This window comes from Rhizobium sp. WYCCWR 11146, assembly GCF_013591995.1.
GTDB lineage: Bacteria > Pseudomonadota > Alphaproteobacteria > Rhizobiales > Rhizobiaceae > Rhizobium > Rhizobium indicum.
On record NZ_JACCEY010000038.1, the window covers coordinates 148,412 to 165,572 of the forward strand.

At 61.8% G+C, this 17,161-nt stretch carries 21 protein-coding genes and 1 pseudogene; 10 read left to right on the top strand and 12 right to left on the bottom strand.

The window, feature by feature from the left end:
* Positions 1-16 precede the first annotated feature (16 nt).
* Complete coding sequence (gene tam / locus HX899_RS30015) at positions 17-787, top strand: trans-aconitate 2-methyltransferase (protein WP_181294072.1); 771 nt, start codon at positions 17-19, stop codon at positions 785-787.
* Between the two features lie 138 nt (positions 788-925).
* A complete protein-coding gene (gene zwf, locus HX899_RS30020; RefSeq protein ID WP_138387785.1) occupies positions 926-2,434 on the top strand; it encodes a glucose-6-phosphate dehydrogenase in 1,509 nt (502 codons plus the stop codon).
* Between the two features lie 32 nt (positions 2,435-2,466).
* Here zwf and HX899_RS30025 read toward each other — a convergent pair whose 3' ends face one another.
* Positions 2,467-2,808 carry a hypothetical protein gene (locus HX899_RS30025; protein WP_181294073.1) on the bottom strand — a complete coding sequence of 114 codons (342 nt, stop codon included), beginning with the start codon at positions 2,806-2,808 and terminating at the stop codon, positions 2,467-2,469.
* Between the two features lie 77 nt (positions 2,809-2,885).
* Complete coding sequence (locus tag HX899_RS30030; protein WP_138328582.1) at positions 2,886-3,341, bottom strand: NUDIX hydrolase; 456 nt, start codon at positions 3,339-3,341, stop codon at positions 2,886-2,888.
* Positions 3,342-3,505: 164 nt separating this feature from the next.
* On the opposite strand from HX899_RS30030, the gene HX899_RS30035 reads away from it, so the two are divergent.
* Together HX899_RS30035 and HX899_RS30040 are read left to right on the top strand one after the other, a co-directional pair.
* Complete coding sequence (locus HX899_RS30035) at positions 3,506-3,772, top strand: type II toxin-antitoxin system ParD family antitoxin (RefSeq protein ID WP_138328583.1); 267 nt, start codon at positions 3,506-3,508, stop codon at positions 3,770-3,772.
* Between the two features lie 3 nt (positions 3,773-3,775).
* Positions 3,776-4,084: pseudogene (locus HX899_RS30040) on the top strand (type II toxin-antitoxin system RelE/ParE family toxin); the annotation flags it as partial.
* A gap of 178 nt (positions 4,085-4,262) precedes the next feature.
* Here HX899_RS30040 and HX899_RS30045 read toward each other — a convergent pair.
* Entirely contained in the window at positions 4,263-4,661 is a 399-nt protein-coding gene (locus HX899_RS30045) for a hypothetical protein (protein WP_181294074.1), read from the bottom strand.
* Between the two features lie 223 nt (positions 4,662-4,884).
* On the opposite strand from HX899_RS30045, the gene HX899_RS30050 reads away from it, so the two are divergent.
* Together HX899_RS30050 and HX899_RS30055 are read left to right on the top strand one after the other, a co-directional pair.
* A complete protein-coding gene (locus tag HX899_RS30050; RefSeq protein WP_181294075.1) occupies positions 4,885-6,450 on the top strand; it encodes a helicase HerA-like C-terminal domain-containing protein in 1,566 nt (521 codons plus the stop codon).
* A 333-nt stretch (positions 6,451-6,783) separates the two neighbouring features.
* Positions 6,784-8,376: an ABC-F family ATP-binding cassette domain-containing protein gene (locus HX899_RS30055; RefSeq protein WP_181294076.1), complete on the top strand. Its 1,593-nt coding sequence runs from the start codon at positions 6,784-6,786 to the stop codon at positions 8,374-8,376.
* Between the two features lie 7 nt (positions 8,377-8,383).
* On the opposite strand, the gene HX899_RS30060 is transcribed toward HX899_RS30055, so the two are convergent.
* On the bottom strand, positions 8,384-8,881 hold the full coding sequence (locus HX899_RS30060; RefSeq protein ID WP_138328588.1) for a metal-dependent hydrolase: 498 nt from the start codon (positions 8,879-8,881) through the stop codon (positions 8,384-8,386).
* Between the two features lie 383 nt (positions 8,882-9,264).
* Here HX899_RS30060 and HX899_RS30065 point away from each other — a divergent pair, with 383 nt between their 5' ends.
* Positions 9,265-10,791 (top strand): ABC-F family ATP-binding cassette domain-containing protein, encoded by a 1,527-nt coding sequence (locus tag HX899_RS30065; protein ID WP_181294077.1) that lies wholly within the window; start codon positions 9,265-9,267, stop codon positions 10,789-10,791.
* A 165-nt stretch (positions 10,792-10,956) separates the two neighbouring features.
* Positions 10,957-11,574, top strand: coding sequence for an outer membrane protein (locus tag HX899_RS30070; RefSeq protein WP_164054815.1), 618 nt, complete (start codon positions 10,957-10,959; stop codon positions 11,572-11,574).
* Between the two features lie 57 nt (positions 11,575-11,631).
* Here the strand turns inward: HX899_RS30070 and HX899_RS30075 are convergent, their stop codons facing one another.
* The 3 genes from HX899_RS30075 to HX899_RS30085 all read right to left on the bottom strand — a co-directional run bounded on the left by HX899_RS30075 (position 11,632) and on the right by HX899_RS30085 (position 13,771).
* Positions 11,632-12,411 (bottom strand): VOC family protein, encoded by a 780-nt coding sequence (locus HX899_RS30075; RefSeq protein WP_171599310.1) that lies wholly within the window; start codon positions 12,409-12,411, stop codon positions 11,632-11,634.
* Between the two features lie 78 nt (positions 12,412-12,489).
* Entirely contained in the window at positions 12,490-12,957 is a 468-nt protein-coding gene (locus tag HX899_RS30080) for a DUF1579 domain-containing protein (RefSeq protein WP_138328592.1), read from the bottom strand.
* Between the two features lie 85 nt (positions 12,958-13,042).
* Positions 13,043-13,771, bottom strand: coding sequence for a thioredoxin family protein (locus tag HX899_RS30085; protein ID WP_181294078.1), 729 nt, complete (start codon positions 13,769-13,771; stop codon positions 13,043-13,045).
* 88 nt (positions 13,772-13,859) lie between these two features.
* Between HX899_RS30085 and HX899_RS30090 the strand changes: the two genes are divergently transcribed.
* On the top strand, positions 13,860-14,306 hold the full coding sequence (locus HX899_RS30090) for a MarR family winged helix-turn-helix transcriptional regulator (protein WP_062940776.1): 447 nt from the start codon (positions 13,860-13,862) through the stop codon (positions 14,304-14,306).
* 90 nt (positions 14,307-14,396) lie between these two features.
* Here HX899_RS30090 and HX899_RS30095 read toward each other — a convergent pair whose 3' ends face one another.
* Positions 14,397-14,819: an organic hydroperoxide resistance protein gene (locus HX899_RS30095; protein WP_003546481.1), complete on the bottom strand. Its 423-nt coding sequence runs from the start codon at positions 14,817-14,819 to the stop codon at positions 14,397-14,399.
* A 124-nt stretch (positions 14,820-14,943) separates the two neighbouring features.
* Between HX899_RS30095 and HX899_RS30100 the strand changes: the two genes are divergently transcribed.
* Positions 14,944-15,429: a MarR family winged helix-turn-helix transcriptional regulator gene (locus HX899_RS30100; protein ID WP_138328979.1), complete on the top strand. Its 486-nt coding sequence runs from the start codon at positions 14,944-14,946 to the stop codon at positions 15,427-15,429.
* A 55-nt stretch (positions 15,430-15,484) separates the two neighbouring features.
* On the opposite strand, the gene HX899_RS30105 is transcribed toward HX899_RS30100, so the two are convergent.
* The 4 genes from HX899_RS30105 to HX899_RS30120 form a co-directional block, all read right to left on the bottom strand.
* On the bottom strand, positions 15,485-15,709 hold the full coding sequence (locus HX899_RS30105) for a hypothetical protein (RefSeq protein WP_138328594.1): 225 nt from the start codon (positions 15,707-15,709) through the stop codon (positions 15,485-15,487).
* A 206-nt stretch (positions 15,710-15,915) separates the two neighbouring features.
* Entirely contained in the window at positions 15,916-16,155 is a 240-nt protein-coding gene (gene rpsU, locus HX899_RS30110; protein WP_003546477.1) for a 30S ribosomal protein S21, read from the bottom strand.
* Between the two features lie 78 nt (positions 16,156-16,233).
* Positions 16,234-16,518 carry a cold-shock protein gene (locus HX899_RS30115; RefSeq protein ID WP_094086441.1) on the bottom strand — a complete coding sequence of 95 codons (285 nt, stop codon included), beginning with the start codon at positions 16,516-16,518 and terminating at the stop codon, positions 16,234-16,236.
* Positions 16,519-16,770: 252 nt separating this feature from the next.
* Positions 16,771-16,980, bottom strand: coding sequence for a cold-shock protein (locus tag HX899_RS30120; RefSeq protein WP_003546468.1), 210 nt, complete (start codon positions 16,978-16,980; stop codon positions 16,771-16,773).
* Positions 16,981-17,161: the final 181 nt, after the last annotated feature.

Below are 17,161 nucleotides of genomic sequence, written 5' to 3' on the forward strand. Positions count from 1 at the left end.
AGCAGGAGTGAACGCCATGGCATGGTCCGCCAATCAATATGTGAAATTCGAGGATGAGCGCACGCGACCGGCGCGCGACCTGTTGGCACAGGTGCCGCTGCAAAACATTCGTCATGCCATCGATCTCGGCTGCGGCCCGGGCAATTCGACCGAGCTGATCATCGAGCGCTACGGGGCGCAGGGCGTCTCGGGCGTCGACAGCGACATGAACATGCTGGAGGCGGCGCGCAAGCGGCTTCCGGGCACTGCCTTCGTCGAGGCCGATCTCACCCGCTGGCAGCCGGCCGAACCCGCCGACCTGCTGTTTGCCAATGCCGTCTTCCAATGGCTGCCCGATCATCTCGATATCTTCGACCGGCTGATGGACGGGCTTTCCGAAGGCGGCGTGCTGGCCGTGCAGATGCCCGACAATCTCGGCGAACCCTCGCATCTGGCGATGGAGGAGACGGCGCATGCCGGCCCGTGGAAATCCGCCTTCGAGGCGAAGAGCGTGCGCCGCAAGGGGCTGCCCCCGCCGTCCACTTATTACAGCCGGCTGATCGCCAAATCCTCTCGCGTCGATATCTGGCACACCATCTACAATCACCCGATGGCGGATGCTGCAGCGATCGTCGAATGGGTGAAGGGAACCGGGCTGATGCCCTATCTCGCCCATGCCGGCGAGGAGCATCGCGAGGCATTCCTGGCCGATTACCTCAAGCAGGTGGAAAAGGCCTATCCCAAGATGTCGGACGGGCGGGTGCTGCTGCGGTTTCCGAGAATTTTCATGGTGGCGGTGAAACGGTAAAGCCCGCCGCGCCAAGCAAGGTGACGCGAGCTCGGGCGCCCCGGATGGTGTCAAATGCTTGTTATCCCTCGCCCGCATGGTGCTTGCGGCGAGACCGGCACGCAGTATAGTCGGCCGGAAAATCCAAGGAGATGACACATGGACGCTGTCCCTACCCCGCCGGTCACCCTCGTCATCTTCGGCGCCACGGGAGACCTGACGCGCCGCCTGCTGGTGCCGGCGATCATCAATCTGACGCGCAGTCGCCTTGTCGGCGAGGATCTCCACATTCTCGGCATCGGCATCGAGCCGGGTGACGACGAGTTCCTGCGCGGGCGGCTCGACCAATTCCTCAGCCATCTGAGCGGTGAAGAGCCGCCGGTGAAGGACGAGACCTGGGAAAGCCTGCGCCGGCGCATTTCCTACACGTCTGGGGATTTCACCAAGGACGATATTTTCGTCGAGATCGGCAAGCGGCTGGGGCCGCATGCCAATGCCGCCTTCTATCTCGCGGTGCCGCCATCCTTTTTCGGGACGATCGTCGAGAAGCTCGCCGCCCATGGTCTGACCAATGAAAGCGACGGCGTCTTCCGCCGCGTCGCGATCGAAAAACCGTTCGGCACCGATCTCGCCTCGGCGCAGGCGCTCAATGCACAGATCCTCGCGCAGGTCGGGGAAGGCCAAGTCTACCGGCTCGACCATTTCCTCGGCAAGGAGACGGTGCAGAACCTGATGACGGCGCGTTTCGCCAACATGATGATCGAGTCCTTGTGGAACAGCCGCTACATCGACCATGTACAGATCACCGCCGCCGAAATCGTCGATGTCGGCAGCCGCGGCAAATTCTACGATGCTACCGGCGCGCTGCGCGACATGGTGCCGAACCATCTCTTCCAGCTGCTGGCGATGATCGCCATGGAACCGCCGAACAGCTTCGATGCCGAGGCAATCCGCAACGAAAAGAGCAAGGTGCTGAAGGCGCTGCGCGTCTATACACCTGATGAGGCCAAGACGCATGGCGTGCGCGGCGCCTATGCTGCGGGCCCGCTCAATGGGGCTCAGCTTCCGGCCTATCGCGATACCAAGGACGTCTCGCCCGACAGCAGGACCGAGACCTTCGTGGCGCTGAAGCTCTATGCCGATACTTGGCGCTGGGCCGGCGTGCCCTTCTATCTCAGGACCGGCAAGGCGCTGACGGCGCGCGACACCGAGATCGTCATCACCTTCCAGCCGGTGCCCTTCGCGCAGTTTCGCGAGACCGACGTCAAGCGCCGCCTACCGCCGAACCGGCTGGTGATCCAAGTGCAGCCGGACGAGGGCATGAGCATGGAAATCTCGATCAAATCGCCGGGGCTTTCGGTCGACACCGTGCCGGTCTCGCTCGATTTCCGCTATTCCGACAAATTCGATATTGCCAAGACGACCGGCTATGAATCATTGCTCTACGATCTCTTCATCGGCGACCAGACCCTGTTCCAGCGCGCCGACGGCATCGAGGCCGGATGGGCGGCGGTGCAACCCTTCCTCGATATCTGGGCCAAGGATGAGAGCGTGCCTGACGCCTACGCGCCGGGCAGCATGGGACCGGCCTCAGCCGACGAACTGATCCAGCGCGACAGACGGCAGTGGCATGAACTCGGCGTCATACTGCACGGAAACGACAAATAGCCGGTCCTGCTTGCTGATCTGGGCCTATCCCGTCAGCGGCAGGCGTCGCCTAGCGTACCGTCGCGCTCGGCCGCGCGGTACTGACGCGTTCCGGGCCGCGGGCAGACGGTCCGATCGGACGGAATGACGACGGTGATATCACCGGTTTCGACTGGATCCAGCGGAATCATGAGTCCGCCATTGGATTCCGCCCCCGGCACCGTGCCGGGTGGCATGCCGCCGAAGCGGCCGCTAGAATCCATATCAGCAAGGGCCTGGGAGAAAGCCGGAGCGGCGAAGCCGAGGAGAATGATCGAGGCTGCTGCAAGAAACACACGCATGATGCTATTTCCTATGTTTTCAGCGATGCGACAGAAACAGCAGGACGACCTCATTGTTCCCCCGGAAGCGGGGGCGAACGATCAAAGTTTAGCGATCGGAATATGGCGCCTCAGAGCGGGCGATCTCCGGCTCAATCGCGCCAGCGCGACAGCAGCCTGTCGAGACCTGTCGGATAGAGATCGATGCCGGCGTCCCGCAGCCTGTCGCGGCCGAACCAGCGCGCCGTCGCCGCCGTCTCGTCGAGTTCGCAGTAGCGGATTTCATCGCGCTCATAGAGAGATGCATCGGCCAGTTCGATGTCGGCGGCGAAGATGTATTCGTGACCGATTGCGCCATGATGCTCGTAGATGTTTTCAAGCAGATGCCAGGGACCGACGATGCGGATATCGGTCTCGAGCTCCTCGCCGAATTCGCGGTGCAGCGCCTCTTCGCGGCTTTCGCCGAATTCGATCGCGCCGCCGAGCGGGCGAACGCCCTTGATGCGACCGCTGTCATCCTCCACTTCGGCGGCAAGCAACTGGTCTTTCCGCCAAGCGAGGCCGATCACCTTCACCCTGATCTGCTGCGATGGGCGCCAGATGGTCATAAGACTCTCCTTCCTTCCAATGGGGCAGCCGTTAACTAGTGAGCAGAGGCTGCGATGCAAGGGCGATCAAAGCCAGCGCGCCGATGATCATGTTAGGTCAATCTTTGACATCTATTGCCATAGGGGGCCGACTGCCCCATATTCGTGACAACGAAAGGAAAACCATGCCCAACGTCGCGCTCGGAAACCACTACGAGGAATTTGTCCGGAAGCAGTTGGACTCCGGCCGCTATAACAATGCCAGCGAAGTTGTTCGGGCAGGACTGCGGCTGCTGGAGGATCATGAGGCGGCCCGCGAACGCTGGCTCAATGAGGAGATCCCGGCGCGCTACGACGACCTAGTGAACAACCCGAGCCTTGGCATCCCGGCCGAGACAGTACGCGCCCGCTTTGAAACCAAGCGCCGGATTGATGCGGCGAAAGCCAAGTAGGGCATGGCCTACCGCATTATTTATCATCCGAAGGCGGAAGCCGAACTCGACAAGCTCTATGCCGATATCGCCGTTGAGGCGGGAACGGGCATCGCCGGCGACTTCGTCCACACAGTGATCACTTTCATCGAGGCCCTGGAGATGTTCCCGGAACGGGGCACGGTGCGGGAAAGCCGGATTCCCGGCCTTCGTGTTATCGGCTACCGGTGCAGCGTCAGCGTGGCGTTCTCGGTCAGTGGCGGTGACGTCAACATATTGGGCGTGTTTGCGCGTGGGCGTGATATCACTGACGAGATTCTGGAAGAGCGACAAGGGGTAAGCCGACAGGCGAGCCTCCTCCGCATGGACGGTAGGTTGCGGGCCCCTTCGGTTCAGCTCGCCTGCCGCCGACCGGCCATTTCTTCAAGTTGGACGGGCCTTTGTCCCGGCGATTTCAGGACAAGATATAATGAGCCCCGCAACGACGCGAGGCTCTTGCCGATCCCTCGTCTCAGACGAACTGGCTGAGGCCCGGGACGGAAGCGACGACCTCGTCGACGACCCCTTCGCCGGCATATTGCTTGGCGATCGCGATGGTTTCCTTGGCAAGCGAGGTGATCTCGCCCATGCCGAGGCCTTCGCCCATCAGTTGCTGGCCGAGCCCCATGATGCCACCGCCGCCGAGCGAACTCATCAGCCCGCCGAGCAGGCCGCCGCCGCCGGCGCCTGCGCCTGCGCCGTTGAACTGGGCAACGAGATCGGCGCCGCCAGGGATCGCTTCGATCATCTTGGCAACCGGACCATCGGCGGCCTCGCGCTGCAGAAAGCCGAGCATCATGCCGAGCGCCTTTTCGGCGAGGTCTGGCGCGATACCCACGCGATCGGCGATCTGGGTTACAATTTCATTCATGTCAGCCTCCTGTTTTTTGACGTTAACGTCAACGTTAATCGAGATTCGACCGCAACTCAAGCCGGCCCCTCCCCGGGCCGCACTTTGTCCGGTTTTGCTTTCAATGCAAACAGTTGTCGGCATGCACCTGCCTGCTTATAACAAGAAAACGATGGTTCGATGAAGGCGGCAGAAGCACGCCTTCTCATACAAATGGCGGCAGAGCCCCAAGGGAGCATTCCGAATGATCGAGGATGGCAAGATTTTCATCGGCGCGAGCCGCAATCCCGATGACAGCATCAACAAGCCGGAATATCTCGACCTGAAATTCGGTAATCGCCACGGCCTCGTCACCGGCGCCACCGGCACCGGCAAGACGGTGACGCTGCAGGTGCTGGCCGAAGGTTTCTCGCGGGCCGGCGTTCCGGTATTTGCGGCCGATATCAAGGGCGATCTTTCCGGCATCGCCGCCAAGGGCGAGCCGAAGGATTTCCTGACGAAGCGCGCCGAGCAGATCGGTTTCACCGACTATGAATTCGACCAGTTTCCGGTGATTTTCTGGGATCTGTTCGGCGAGAAGGGCCACCGGGTGCGCACCACCATCGCCGAGATGGGACCGCTGCTGCTCGCCCGCCTGATGGATGCCTCCGAACCGCAGGAAGGCGTCATCAACATCGCCTTCAAGATCGCCGACCAGGGCGGGCTGCCGTTGCTCGACCTCAAGGATTTCAGCTCGCTGCTCAACTATATGGGCGAGAACGCCAGCCAACTTTCCAACCAGTACGGGCTGATCTCCAAGGCTTCGGTCGGCTCGATCCAGCGGGCGCTGCTCGTTCTCGAACAGCAAGGCGCCGAGCATTTCTTCGGCGAACCAGCGCTGAAGATTTCCGACATCATGCGCACCAGCAACAACGGCTACGGCCAAATCTCGGTGCTGGCCGCCGACAAGCTGATGATGAACCCGCGGCTCTACGCCACTTTCCTGCTCTGGCTGCTTTCCGAGCTCTTCGAGGAATTGCCCGAGGTGGGCGACCCCGACAAGCCGAAGCTCGTTTTCTTCTTTGACGAGGCGCACCTGCTCTTCAACGATGCGCCGAAGGTGCTGACCGAACGTGTCGAGCAGGTGGTGCGGCTGATCCGTTCCAAGGGCGTCGGCGTCTATTTCGTGACGCAGAACCCGCTCGACGTGCCGGAAACGGTGCTCGCCCAGCTCGGCAACCGGGCGCAGCATGCGTTGCGCGCCTATTCGCCGCGCGAGCAGAAGGCGGTGCGGACGGCGGCCGATACCTTCCGTGCCAATCCGGCCTTCGATTGCGCCACCGTCATCACCAATCTCGGCACCGGCGAGGCGCTGGTCTCGACGCTGGAGGCCAAGGGCGCGCCTTCGATCGTCGAGCGCACGCTGATCCGCCCACCCTCCGGCCGCGTCGGCCCGGTGACCGATGACGAGCGCCGGCAGATCATGGACAGGAGCCCGGTTCTCGGCGTCTATGACGAGGATATCGACCGCGAATCCGCCTTCGAACTGCTGGCGGCGCGGGCGAAGAAGGCGGCCGATGCCGAGGCCGCCAAGCGAGCCCAGGAAGAAGCACCACAGCAACAGGGCAACACGACCTCCGGCTGGAGCCTCCCAGGCTTCGGCGGCGGCAATGACGACGACAACCAGGGCCGCGGCCAATCGCGCGGCCGGACGTCCGGCTATCAGCGCGAAACGGTGGTGGAAGCGGCGATGAAGAGCGTGGCGCGCACGGTGGCGACACAGGTCGGCCGGGCGCTGGTGCGCGGGATATTGGGGAGCTTGAAGCGGTAGGCGTTTCGCAGCAGAGTGCCACCTGCCCCTCATCCGCCTGCCGGCACCTTCTCCCCGCTCGCGGGGCGAAGGGGGAATAGCCGCAACCTCTCCTTTCCTCGCTCACCTCTCGTAGGGCACGTCCCCTCGCCCCGTTTACGGGGAGAGGGTTAGGGTGAGGGGCAACTTCCCACGGCCTTCCCCCGAAGAATGCAAGATCGTTCTCCTTCTTGAACCTGATGCCTTTATCTCCTAAATTACCTGCCATCGACCATTTCAACAGGATGTGTGCCGCAATGGATTTCAACCCGATCGCAACGCCAGTTCGCCTTGCCAACCGGGACATCCATATCCATGCCTGCATCCATCACTCTCTCCCAAGTTTCGTGGTCCGCTCCTGACGGGCGACCGCTTTTTTCCAGTCTCGACCTGAGTTTCGGGGCCGAGCGTACCGGTCTTGTCGGGCGCAACGGCGTCGGCAAGACGACGCTGCTCAAACTCGTCTTCGGTGAAATCCAGCCGCATTCGGGCACCGTATCCGTCAACGGCAGCCTCGGCGTGCTGCGGCAGAGCGTTCAGGTGGCGCCCGAGGAAACGGTCGCCGATCTCTTCGGCGTGACCGATGCGCTCGCTATTCTTCGCCGTGCCGAAGCCGGCGAGGCAACGGCCGACGAGCTTGCATCGGCGGACTGGATGCTGGAGGCGCGCGTCGCCGCAGCGCTCAATCGGACGGGGCTCGACGCACCGCCGGAGACGCCGCTTGCCGTGCTCTCTGGCGGGCAGCGCACCCGTGCCGGGCTTGCCGCGCTTGTTTTCACCGAGCCGGATTTTCTGCTGCTCGACGAACCGACCAACAATCTCGATCGCGAAGGCCGCGAGGCGGTGATCGCGCTGATGTCAGGCTGGCGGGCCGGCGCCATCATCGTCAGCCATGACCGCGAACTGCTCGAAAGCGTCGATGCGATCGTTGAACTGACGTCGCTCGGCGCCACGCGCTATGGCGGCAACTGGAGCCATTACCGCGAGCGCAAGGCTCTTGAGCTCGCGGCGGCACAGCATGATCTCACTGAAGCCGAAAAACGCATGGCCGAGGTAGCGCGGAAGGCGCAGGCGACGGTGGAGCGTCAGGCGCACAGAGACAGCGCGGGCCGGAAGACGGCCGCCAAAGGCGGCATTCCACGCATCATGCTCGGCGGCATGAAGGAGCGGAGCGAAACGACGGGTGGCGACAATGCCCGTATCGCTGAACGCCGGCGCGCCCAGACACGGGAAGAGGCAACAGCAGCGCGCGAGAAGATCGAGATCCTGCAGCCCTTGTCGGTCACCCTGCCGCCAACCGGGCTGCCTGCCAGCAAGATCGTGCTGAAGATGGATGGCGTGACATCGGGCTACCAGCCTGATGATCCCGTCATCCGCGATCTCTCCTTCGATGTGACGGGACCCGAGCGTATCGCCGTCACCGGCCGCAACGGCTCGGGCAAGACGACCTTGCTGGCGCTCGTTACCGGCGCACTGAAACCCTGGGCCGGCACGGTCGGCGTCATGACCGCTTTCTCTATGCTCGATCAGAAGGTGAGCCTGCTCGATCCTTCGGCCTCGATCCGCGACAATTTTCGCCGGATCAATCCGCAGGCCGATGAAAATACTTGCCGGGCGGCCCTTGCCCGCTTCATGTTCAGGGCGGACGCTGCGCTACAGACCGTATCGACGCTAAGCGGCGGGCAATTGCTGCGGGCGGGCCTTGCCTGCGTCCTCGGCTCGGCACCGCCGCCGCTGTTGATCCTCGACGAGCCGACCAACCATCTCGACATCGACTCGATCGCCGCGGTCGAGGCAGGACTGCGCGCCTACGACGGCGCGCTGCTGGTGGTCAGCCACGACGAGACATTCCTCAGGAGTATCGGGATCACGCGGCGGTTGGAACTGTCGCCAGCCGACCCGGGATAATTCCGGCTCATGCCTGCTGCCGGCCTCCGACGCGACGGTTCCGACAGACGGCGACGATCAACGCGGTGACGCAGATCAGGAGTTCAAGAGCGAAGGTCCAATGCAACATGAAACTCACGACCCAATTGCTGTAGGTCGCCGGCACCGTCGTCAGCTCGAATTTCGACCAATCGAATGGCGCGAGCCAAAGCATCGGCGCAGCGACGGTATCCATAACCATGTGAAGCATGACGGCTGCGAAAAAGACGGCGGCCGTGGGAAGCCAGTCCGACGCCAGTCGACCGATCGCCGGCAGGGCCGTGGCGGCGAAGCCGAGCCAAAAAAGCGGCCAGTGGGAGACATAGTCGTGATGGTGGACTTTGCCGCCGGTCAGGAAGAAATAGACCATGTCGAAATCCGGCAATACGCTGCCGATCAAGGCTGCGGTCATGATGCCGGGTGCGGCGGACCGCTGCCGCGCGGCGCTCCCGAGAAGGTAGCCTGCCGGCAAATGGGCAATGAGCATGCGTCTTATTCTCCCGGGCGGTCCCGAAGAATCCTCTATGCGCGGTTTATGGCTAGAATCGGCACAGGTCCGGCTCTCTTGCCTCTTTTTGCGGGCAATGTTATTGGAATCCCGCAAGCTTTCGAGAAAGGAGGATCACGCAATGCAATATTATTTTCGGTTTAATCGCCAGCGTGGTCCCGTCAACGCCCTGCAAATGCGTTTGCAGGGCTGACCAGAGACCGTTTCTCGACATCTCTTCCTGGTCTGCCCTTCGTGGCCAATGCGGCGCCGTAGCTGACAGCGCGCATTCCTCTCATTTCCCGGGTCCGAATCGCGCAATCCCGTGATGGCTGAACGCTCCGGATCGCACTCGAATACCCGGTCAAGACCAGAGAACGATCATGACACTCATCAATATCCGCAATCTCGGCGTGACGCTGGGCAATCCCTTGTTTTCCAAGCTCAATCTCGTCGTCAATGCCGGCGACCGCATCGGTCTCGTCGCCGCCAACGGGCGGGGGAAATCGACGCTGCTTGCCTGCATCACCGGCGCGCTGGAGCCGAGCGAGGGCGAGATCACCAAGGCGCGCGGGCTGACCGTCGGCCATGTCGCGCAGAATGTGCCACCTGCCCTTTTCGACACGCCGTTCTACGATGCGGTGCTGCAGGCGTTGCCGGCCGATCAGGCCGAAAGCGAGAGCTGGCGGGTCGACGTGGTGCTGGAATCGCTCGACGTGCCGGAGGCCATGCGCAGCCGGCCGCTGAAGCAGTTGAGCGGCGGATGGCAACGGCTTGCCATGCTTGCCCGCACCTGGGTGAGCGAACCCGACGTGCTTCTGCTCGACGAGCCGACCAACCATCTCGACCTTGAAAAGATCGCGCAGCTGGAGAACTGGCTGAATGCGCTGCCGCGCGACGTGCCGGTCATCCTCTCCAGCCACGATCGCGCCTTCCTCGATGCGACGACCAACCGGACGCTGTTCCTGCGGCCCGAGCAATCGCCGGTCTTCGCCCTGCCCTATACCCGGGCGCGCGCTGCCCTCGACGAGGCCGACGCTTCCGAAGCCCGGCGCTACGAGCGCGACATGAAGGTGGCGGAGCAATTACGCAAGCAGGCCGCCAAGCTCAACAATATCGGCATCAACTCCGGCAGCGATCTGCTCGTCGTCAAGACGAAGCAGCTCAAGCAGCGGGTGGAGAAGCTGGAGGATGCGGCAAAACCGGCGCATCTGGAGCGCTCGGCCGGCGCTATCCGGCTTGCCAATCGCGGCACGCATGCCAAGGTGCTGATGACGCTTGAGGATGCGGCGGTAACGACGCCGGATGGAACGCTGCTGTTCAAGACCGGCCGGCAATTCATCTGCCAGGGTGACCGCATCGTGCTGCTCGGCCTCAACGGCGCCGGCAAGTCGCGGCTGGTGTCGATGCTGAAGCAGGCAATCGAAAGGCCGGAGACGGCGCGCGACAGCATCAAGGCGACGCCTTCGCTGGTGCTCGGCTATGGCGATCAGGCACTTGCCGATCTTGCCGACACCGACACGCCGATCGGTACGATCATCCGCCGCTTCGATGTCGGCGATCAGCGAGCGCGGGGCTTGCTGGCAGGCGCCGGCATGACGATCGACATGCAGGCAAAACCGATCGGCCAGCTTTCCGGCGGCCAGAAGGCCAGGCTCGGCATGCTGGTGCTGCGGCTGACGGAGCCGAACTTTTACCTGCTCGACGAACCGACCAACCACCTCGACATCGACGGACAGGAGGCGCTGGAGAGCGAGCTGATGGCGCACGAAGCGAGCTGCCTGCTGGTCTCGCATGACCGCAGTTTCGTGCGGGCGGTGGGAAACCGGTTCTGGCTGATCGAGAGGAAGCGGCTGGTGGAGGTGGAGAGCCCGGAGGGGTTCTTTGCTTCGGTGGGATCAGGCGTGTAATGGGCGACGGGGCGTGCCGCGTCGCCCCGTCCTTTGCGAGGGTTCGCAACAAATCTCAATGTTAAAGGACACTCCGCAACATCGGCGCGGGGCATGGTTTCTTGAGAGCCGGGCGGTGTCGCGATCGCCTCTCGACTTTTCTTCCCATGAACACGAGGCATCTCCATGCATATCAGATTAGTCGCCTGCGCCGCCCTGACGCTTTCGGTTGCCGTTCCTGCCGTTGCCGCCGATCTTACCTATGAAACGCCGTCGGCACCGTCCGCCGAGCAAGTATCTTCGGCCTATGACTGGTCGGGCTTCTATCTCGGCGCCCAGGGCGGATATTCCTGGAGCCAGGCAAAGATCCTCGGCTCGGATCAGGATATCGACAGCGGCACATCCGGCCTGCATGCCGGCTATAATTTCCAATCCGGAAATATCGTCTACGGCATCGAGAACGACTTTAACTACAACTTCGAGAAAAATGACAATGCGAACCTCGAATGGGATGCTTCCGGCCGAGCCCGGGTAGGTTACGCCTGGGATCGAACCCTGTTCTTTGCAACGGCAGGCGTGGCAGCCGGCGGCGGCAAGGTCGACATTCCCGCTGCCGGAAAGAAGGATGGCATCCTGATCGGCTGGACGGCCGGCGGCGGCATCGAACATGCGGTCACCGACAATATCCTGGTGCGCGGCGAGTATCGTCATTCCGATTTCGGCAACAAGGACTTCGGCTCGACCATCGGCGATGTCGGCGCCACGCAGGACAAGGTCCTCTTCGGGACCAGCTACAAGTTCTGACGGAAAGGCGGCGGCAGCCGTATGAGGGTCCTGCCGCACGCTGCCACGCCTAAAAACCTACCGCTTCGGTGCGACCAGGCAGAAGAAGGCGCCTTGCGGGTCGGTGGCCTGGATGATCCAGCTGCCGCCGGGGACTTCCATCGGGCCGTTGACGACCTTGCCGCCGCCTGAGGTGACGCGTTCGATCGCGGCGTCGAGGGTCGGCACGATGAAATAATAGCACCAGAAGGTCATCGGCATGTTTTCCGGCTTGGTCATCATGCCGCCGATCTGCCGACCGTTATGGGCGAAGAGGTAGTAGACGCCCATCGGACCCATGTCCATTTCGCTGTCCTTCGTCCAGCCGAACAGCTTGGAATAGAAGGAAACAGCGTCTTTGCCGTTGCCGGCATAGAGTTCGCGCCAGCCGATATTGCCGGGCGCGTCGAAGGCCAGTTCCGGCATGGGCTTCTCCATCGGCGCCGGCGTCATGATGCAGAGCACCGCGCCATGCGGATCGGCAACGACGGCGAAGCGGCCGATGGTCGGGATGTCTTCCGGCGGACGGCGGACCGAACCGCCATTGGCGGCAAAATCCTTGGCAGTCTGGTCGACATCGTCGACGTCGACATAACCCGTCCAGTTCGGCGGAATGCCCTTGCCTTCGAGTTCGGCCGGAAATTCCATCAGGCCGGCGACGCCGATGCCGTTCGCTTCGAAGATCGTGTAGGTGGGCATGCCCTCCATTTTCATTTCGGAGGTGGTCCAGCCGACGACCGAGCTGTAGAATTTCGCGGCAGCCGATGTGTCGGGGGTCATCAACTCGCACCAGATGAACTTTCCATGCGTCTCAGACATCATACTCTCCCTTTTTCGACGCCCCTCTTCGGAGGCCTCTTTGCGAGGCCCCTTTCTCGAGGTTGAACGCCGTGATTGTCAGATCTTGCGGGCGTAATGTGCTTCCATGAACTGCTTCCAGGAGCCGTCCGGCTGCTTGGCGCTGGAGACGAAGGTGCGGTGATCGGCGTCGACGAAGATGATCTGCTCGCGGTAGTCGGCAAGCCCCTCGCCATTGAAGTCGGGGCCTGTGGTATAGAGGTCCAGCACATTGCCTGACGCGTCGACCGCACCCTCATAGACCCACATATAGTCCATCATGCTGCCGATCCAGCTGCCGACATACTTGCCTTTTGCGTCGTTGTAACCGAGCGTCAGGATGCTGGTCGCCTCCTTACCATCAGGCATACGGCCGGTCCCTTCGGCGACGAACCAGATGCCGTGCAGCGAGCGGACGGTCTCCGTCCAGGGCTCGCCGCCACTCATGTCGGGTGCGGTGACGGTCCAGTCGCCGACCAGTCTTTCCAGGAAGGAATGTTCCTTCAGCACTTCAGCGGTCTTCATCATCCTCTTCTCCCTTGAGTGATGGTGGTGTTTGTTTTCCGCATTCCGGACGCAAAACCGCTTACACTTTTCGGCATCATGCTCCGGCTCAGTGACAGCAGGATGGCGCCTTGGCGGCCTCCTCATATTCGTCGTGGCGGCGCACGAAATTCATCGTGCTGTCCTCGTTGCGGCCCTTCGGCGCGCGGTCGAGGATCATCAGGGTGCCGATCAGTTCTTCCGGCCCGCGGGCATAACTCGAATAGGTATGGAAGACCTCGCCCTTGTCGTTGCGGTAGAAAGCGCTGAGGCCCGGCAGTTCGTCATTGGCATCAGCCGGCTGCATCGGTGTGAAATTGTAAAAGACCTTGTCTTTGGCAAGATCCTCGGGGCTGAAAGAAACGTGATAATCGAAATTGAAATCGCTGCCGAAGGAAGAGACCCAGGGAAATTGCCAACCCATGCGCTGTTTGTAGGCGGCGATCTTGTCGAGCGGCGCGCGTGAAACGGCGACCCAGGTGACGTCGTGATGGTTCAGATGCGGCAAGGCGCCATCGACATGATCGGACAGGAAGGAGCAGCCGGTGCAGCCGGCATCCCAATCCGGGCCAAGCATGAAATGGTAGATCAGCAACTGGCTGCGGCCGTCGAAGAGATCGGCGAGCGACTTCCTGCCCTCCGGCGTTTCGAAGACATAATCCTTGTCGACCTTCACCCAGGGCAGCGCCAGACGGGCGGCGTTGACACTGTCGCGCAGCCGCGTCTCCTCCTTCTCCTTTGCCAGCAGGGCACGGCGGGCTTCGAGCCACTCTTCGCGGGAAACAACCTCGTTCTGCATGAAATGCGCCCTCCTCCGGCGCCTGCCGGTGAAGCCGGCTCATCTCCTTCTCCTTGACTAAATACATTGATATCAATAGAAATGGAGCATGTCAAATTCGATCGAGATTCCCTTTTCCACGACGCTGATGGTGCGAGACACCTGCCTATGCCTGCATGTGCAGCGGGCAGCACGCGCGCTTGCCCGACTGTTCGACGATGCGCTGAGGCCGGCCGGCCTGACCAATGGGCAGTTTTCGCTGATGATGTCGCTGAACCGGCCGGAGCCGCCGCCGATGGGGCCGGTCGCAGCCCTGCTCGCCATGGATCAAACGACGCTGACGGCGGCGCTGAAGCCGCTGCAGCGCAAGGGCTGGGTAACGGTGATGGAGAACCCCAGAGACAGGCGCGGCCGGCTGCTGAGCCTCACCCCTGAGGGCAAGGCGGTGCTGGCAAAAGCGCTGCCGATCTGGAAAAGCACACATGCGATGATCGACGGAAAGCTGCCGGAAGGCGGCTCCGCCCGGCTGCGACAGGATCTGCAGGCGCTGTCATGAATGACGATAGAAACGCCGAGGCCGGCCGGGCTGAACGCCGCCCGGCCGGCAGATGACGGCAGCCGATACGGCTACCAAGTTTTAAGCCGATCAGGCGACGGTGACCGGGACCTCGGTCGAGGTGCGCATCGCGTGGCTGTAGGGGCAGACGATGTGGGCTGCGGCTGCGAGCTTTTCAGCGGTTTCGCGGTCGAGACCCGGGATGTTGACCGTCAGCGCCACTTCGATGCCGAAGCCGCCGCCATCTTCACGCGGGCCGATGCCGACCTTGGCGGAGACCGTCGTGTCCTCGGGAATCTTGACCTTCTGCTGGCCCGCGACAAATTTCAATGCACCGAGGAAGCAGGCGGAGTAGCCGGCAGCGAAAAGCTGTTCGGGATTGGTGCCGGTCGCGCCGTCGCCGCCGAGTTCCTTGGGAACGGTCAGCGTCACGTCCAGAACGCCATTTTCGGAAACGGCGCGGCCCGCGCGGCCGCCGGTGGCAGAGGCTTTGGTCGTATAGAGAATAGGCATGACGATCTCCTTTGGTTGGCCCTTCGATCGGGTTGGATTTTTATTATCGCACAATTAAATTGTACGCAAGTGAATTTTGCAAATTGCATTTCGGATTCGAAAAGAGGACAATCGGGCTTCAGGGATAATAGATATGAAAGCGCAAACGACGAAGACGATGGAGATACCGCAAGAGGAGAAGCGGCTGGAAAAGCAGTTGTGCTTCGCGGTCTACGCGACGGCGCATGCTTTCACCCGCGCCTACAAGCCGATCCTCGACAGGGTCGGCCTGACCTATCCGCAATATCTGGTGATGCTGGTGCTGTGGGAACGCGGCGAACTGCCGGTCAAGACGATCGGCGAGCAGCTGGATCTCGATTCCGGCACGCTATCGCCGCTGTTGAAACGGCTCGAACAGAGCGGGCTGCTCAAGCGCATCCGCGACCTGCGCGACGAACGGCAGGTGATCGTGTCGCTGACCCCGCAAGGTCAGGCAATGAAGGGGGAGATCGATACGATCATGACGGCGATCGGGCAAGCCGCAGGCTGCACGCTTGAGGAAATGGCCGAGATGCGCGACATGCTGCATCGGCTGCGGGGCAATCTCGGGCGGGCCGGCGCGGGCGGCTGAACGCACTCACCCGGTAGAGCGGGCACCCGGTAGAGCCGGCGTACGCGCCGAGAGATCAGGACCGCGGCTTAGCGGGCGACCGGCGCTTCTTTGCAGGCGCCGCCTTAGGTTCGGCCTCGGCCTCCTGCTGCAAACGCAGCGCCTTCAGCTTCTCCGTCTTCTTGTCACGGGCCGTTGCCTCGGCGGCGATAATGGCGCGCGCCGTGTGATCGGTCGCTTCCGCCTTGTCGCGAGACGAAAGCTTGGCGGGATTGAAGAATTCTCCCTTGGTGGCGGTCATGTGCCCCTTTCCCAGGTGATGGCGGCGTTACCGCATAGTTCCTCAAATCGAAATCGGTTCAAGGAATTATGCTGAAATACAAGTGTTACAGCCCCCTTGCGCGTCTGGAATAGGCGCGCGGCGCTGTAAGCCATGGCTCCACGGCAGAAACCATGATTCACGGCTGAACCGTGATTCCACGGTAGGCCGTGATGCCACGCCCGGGATTAGCGGGTGGGACGGAGAACCTTCTTCGGTGCCGGCAGCAGACCTTCGCGCTGCAGCTTCTTGCGAGCGAGCTTGCGCTGGCGGCGAATGGCCTCGGCCTTTTCGCGGGCGCGCTTCTCGGACGGCTTTTCAAAGGCGCTGCGAGCCTTCATTTCCCGGAACAGACCTTCCCGCTGCATCTTTTTCTTGAGCACGCGGAGCGCCTGATCGACATTGTTATCTCTGACGAGTACCTGCAAAACGATATCCTTCCTGTTGCGGCGGCGAAGCCGCACTGTCCAAAATTAAAAACCCGGGCCAAAATAAAAAACCCGGAACTACTTCCCGATTTTGATGCTCGAAAACTTCAGCCAGGGCTCGGCGCCGTCGGACTTGGCCACCGCCTCGGGGGAAGCCCTCGACGGCGATTCACCGGTATCGATGTCGGCCTCAGTGATGCGGCGCTCGAAATTCTCCGCGTCGAACTGGACGCGATATTGCACATGCCCGTGGTCGTTGGGCAGGATGCTGGAGATCCGGCACCGCTTGTCGGCTTTCGCCGTGCGGGTGAGGCCGGATTTCAGCACGATCATGTCGCCGACTTTATAGTTTGGTCTGCCCATTTCAGCGTCCCTTCGACTCTTCGGCTGCTCAATCGGTCAATCAGAACGACCGGGGGTCATTCAGGACCGACCGGGGCATTCCGGAAAAGCCTGCGATCAAAGCAAAAAGGCCGGGCTGGTACCCGACCTCTTCCAGTCACTCAGCCCGCCGCCGGTATCGGTAGCTCGCTGCCAGTACATCCGTGGTCAGCTTGCTGCCAGCACATGGCCAGCCCGCTGCCATATTCATGGTCAGCAGAGGCGAATGACAAATCATGCGGCCTGAAGGTTGTCGGCCGAATTCTTGCCGGACTTCTTGTCGCGGACGAGATCGTAGCGGATCTTCTGACCTTCAACGAGTTCGCGCATTCCGGCGCGTTCAACCGCTGAGATATGGACAAAAACGTCCGTAGAACCATCATCAGGCTGAATGAAGCCAAAACCCTTGGTGCCATTGAACCACTTTACGACGCCTGAATTCATAACGATCTCCTTTTCAACCGTTTGTGTTCGCCTGCGGAAAGATATCCGACAAGCCGTATCGATGTTGAGAGGATATCTGACGGAGCGCTCAAGCGCGTGGACAAAGGTCGCAAGCAATTCGATACGCACCATGTAGGATATTTACCGAATTAAGCAATGGTATTTCGGAAAATAATTCTCT

Coding starts and splice junctions, on each gene's coding strand:
- tam (WP_181294072.1), top strand. CDS start 17: ATGGCATGGTCCGCCAATCAATATGTGAAATTCGAGGATGAGCGCACG.
- zwf (WP_138387785.1), top strand. CDS start 926: ATGGACGCTGTCCCTACCCCGCCGGTCACCCTCGTCATCTTCGGCGCC.
- HX899_RS30025 (WP_181294073.1), bottom strand. CDS start 2,808: ATGAGGTCGTCCTGCTGTTTCTGTCGCATCGCTGAAAACATAGGAAAT.
- HX899_RS30030 (WP_138328582.1), bottom strand. CDS start 3,341: ATGACCATCTGGCGCCCATCGCAGCAGATCAGGGTGAAGGTGATCGGC.
- HX899_RS30035 (WP_138328583.1), top strand. CDS start 3,506: ATGCCCAACGTCGCGCTCGGAAACCACTACGAGGAATTTGTCCGGAAG.
- HX899_RS30045 (WP_181294074.1), bottom strand. CDS start 4,661: ATGAATGAAATTGTAACCCAGATCGCCGATCGCGTGGGTATCGCGCCA.
- HX899_RS30050 (WP_181294075.1), top strand. CDS start 4,885: ATGATCGAGGATGGCAAGATTTTCATCGGCGCGAGCCGCAATCCCGAT.
- HX899_RS30055 (WP_181294076.1), top strand. CDS start 6,784: ATGCCTGCATCCATCACTCTCTCCCAAGTTTCGTGGTCCGCTCCTGAC.
- HX899_RS30060 (WP_138328588.1), bottom strand. CDS start 8,881: ATGCTCATTGCCCATTTGCCGGCAGGCTACCTTCTCGGGAGCGCCGCG.
- HX899_RS30065 (WP_181294077.1), top strand. CDS start 9,265: ATGACACTCATCAATATCCGCAATCTCGGCGTGACGCTGGGCAATCCC.
- HX899_RS30070 (WP_164054815.1), top strand. CDS start 10,957: ATGCATATCAGATTAGTCGCCTGCGCCGCCCTGACGCTTTCGGTTGCC.
- HX899_RS30075 (WP_171599310.1), bottom strand. CDS start 12,411: ATGTCTGAGACGCATGGAAAGTTCATCTGGTGCGAGTTGATGACCCCC.
- HX899_RS30080 (WP_138328592.1), bottom strand. CDS start 12,957: ATGATGAAGACCGCTGAAGTGCTGAAGGAACATTCCTTCCTGGAAAGA.
- HX899_RS30085 (WP_181294078.1), bottom strand. CDS start 13,771: ATGCAGAACGAGGTTGTTTCCCGCGAAGAGTGGCTCGAAGCCCGCCGT.
- HX899_RS30090 (WP_062940776.1), top strand. CDS start 13,860: ATGTCAAATTCGATCGAGATTCCCTTTTCCACGACGCTGATGGTGCGA.
- HX899_RS30095 (WP_003546481.1), bottom strand. CDS start 14,819: ATGCCTATTCTCTATACGACCAAAGCCTCTGCCACCGGCGGCCGCGCG.
- HX899_RS30105 (WP_138328594.1), bottom strand. CDS start 15,709: ATGACCGCCACCAAGGGAGAATTCTTCAATCCCGCCAAGCTTTCGTCT.
- HX899_RS30115 (WP_094086441.1), bottom strand. CDS start 16,518: ATGGGCAGACCAAACTATAAAGTCGGCGACATGATCGTGCTGAAATCC.
- HX899_RS30120 (WP_003546468.1), bottom strand. CDS start 16,980: ATGAATTCAGGCGTCGTAAAGTGGTTCAATGGCACCAAGGGTTTTGGC.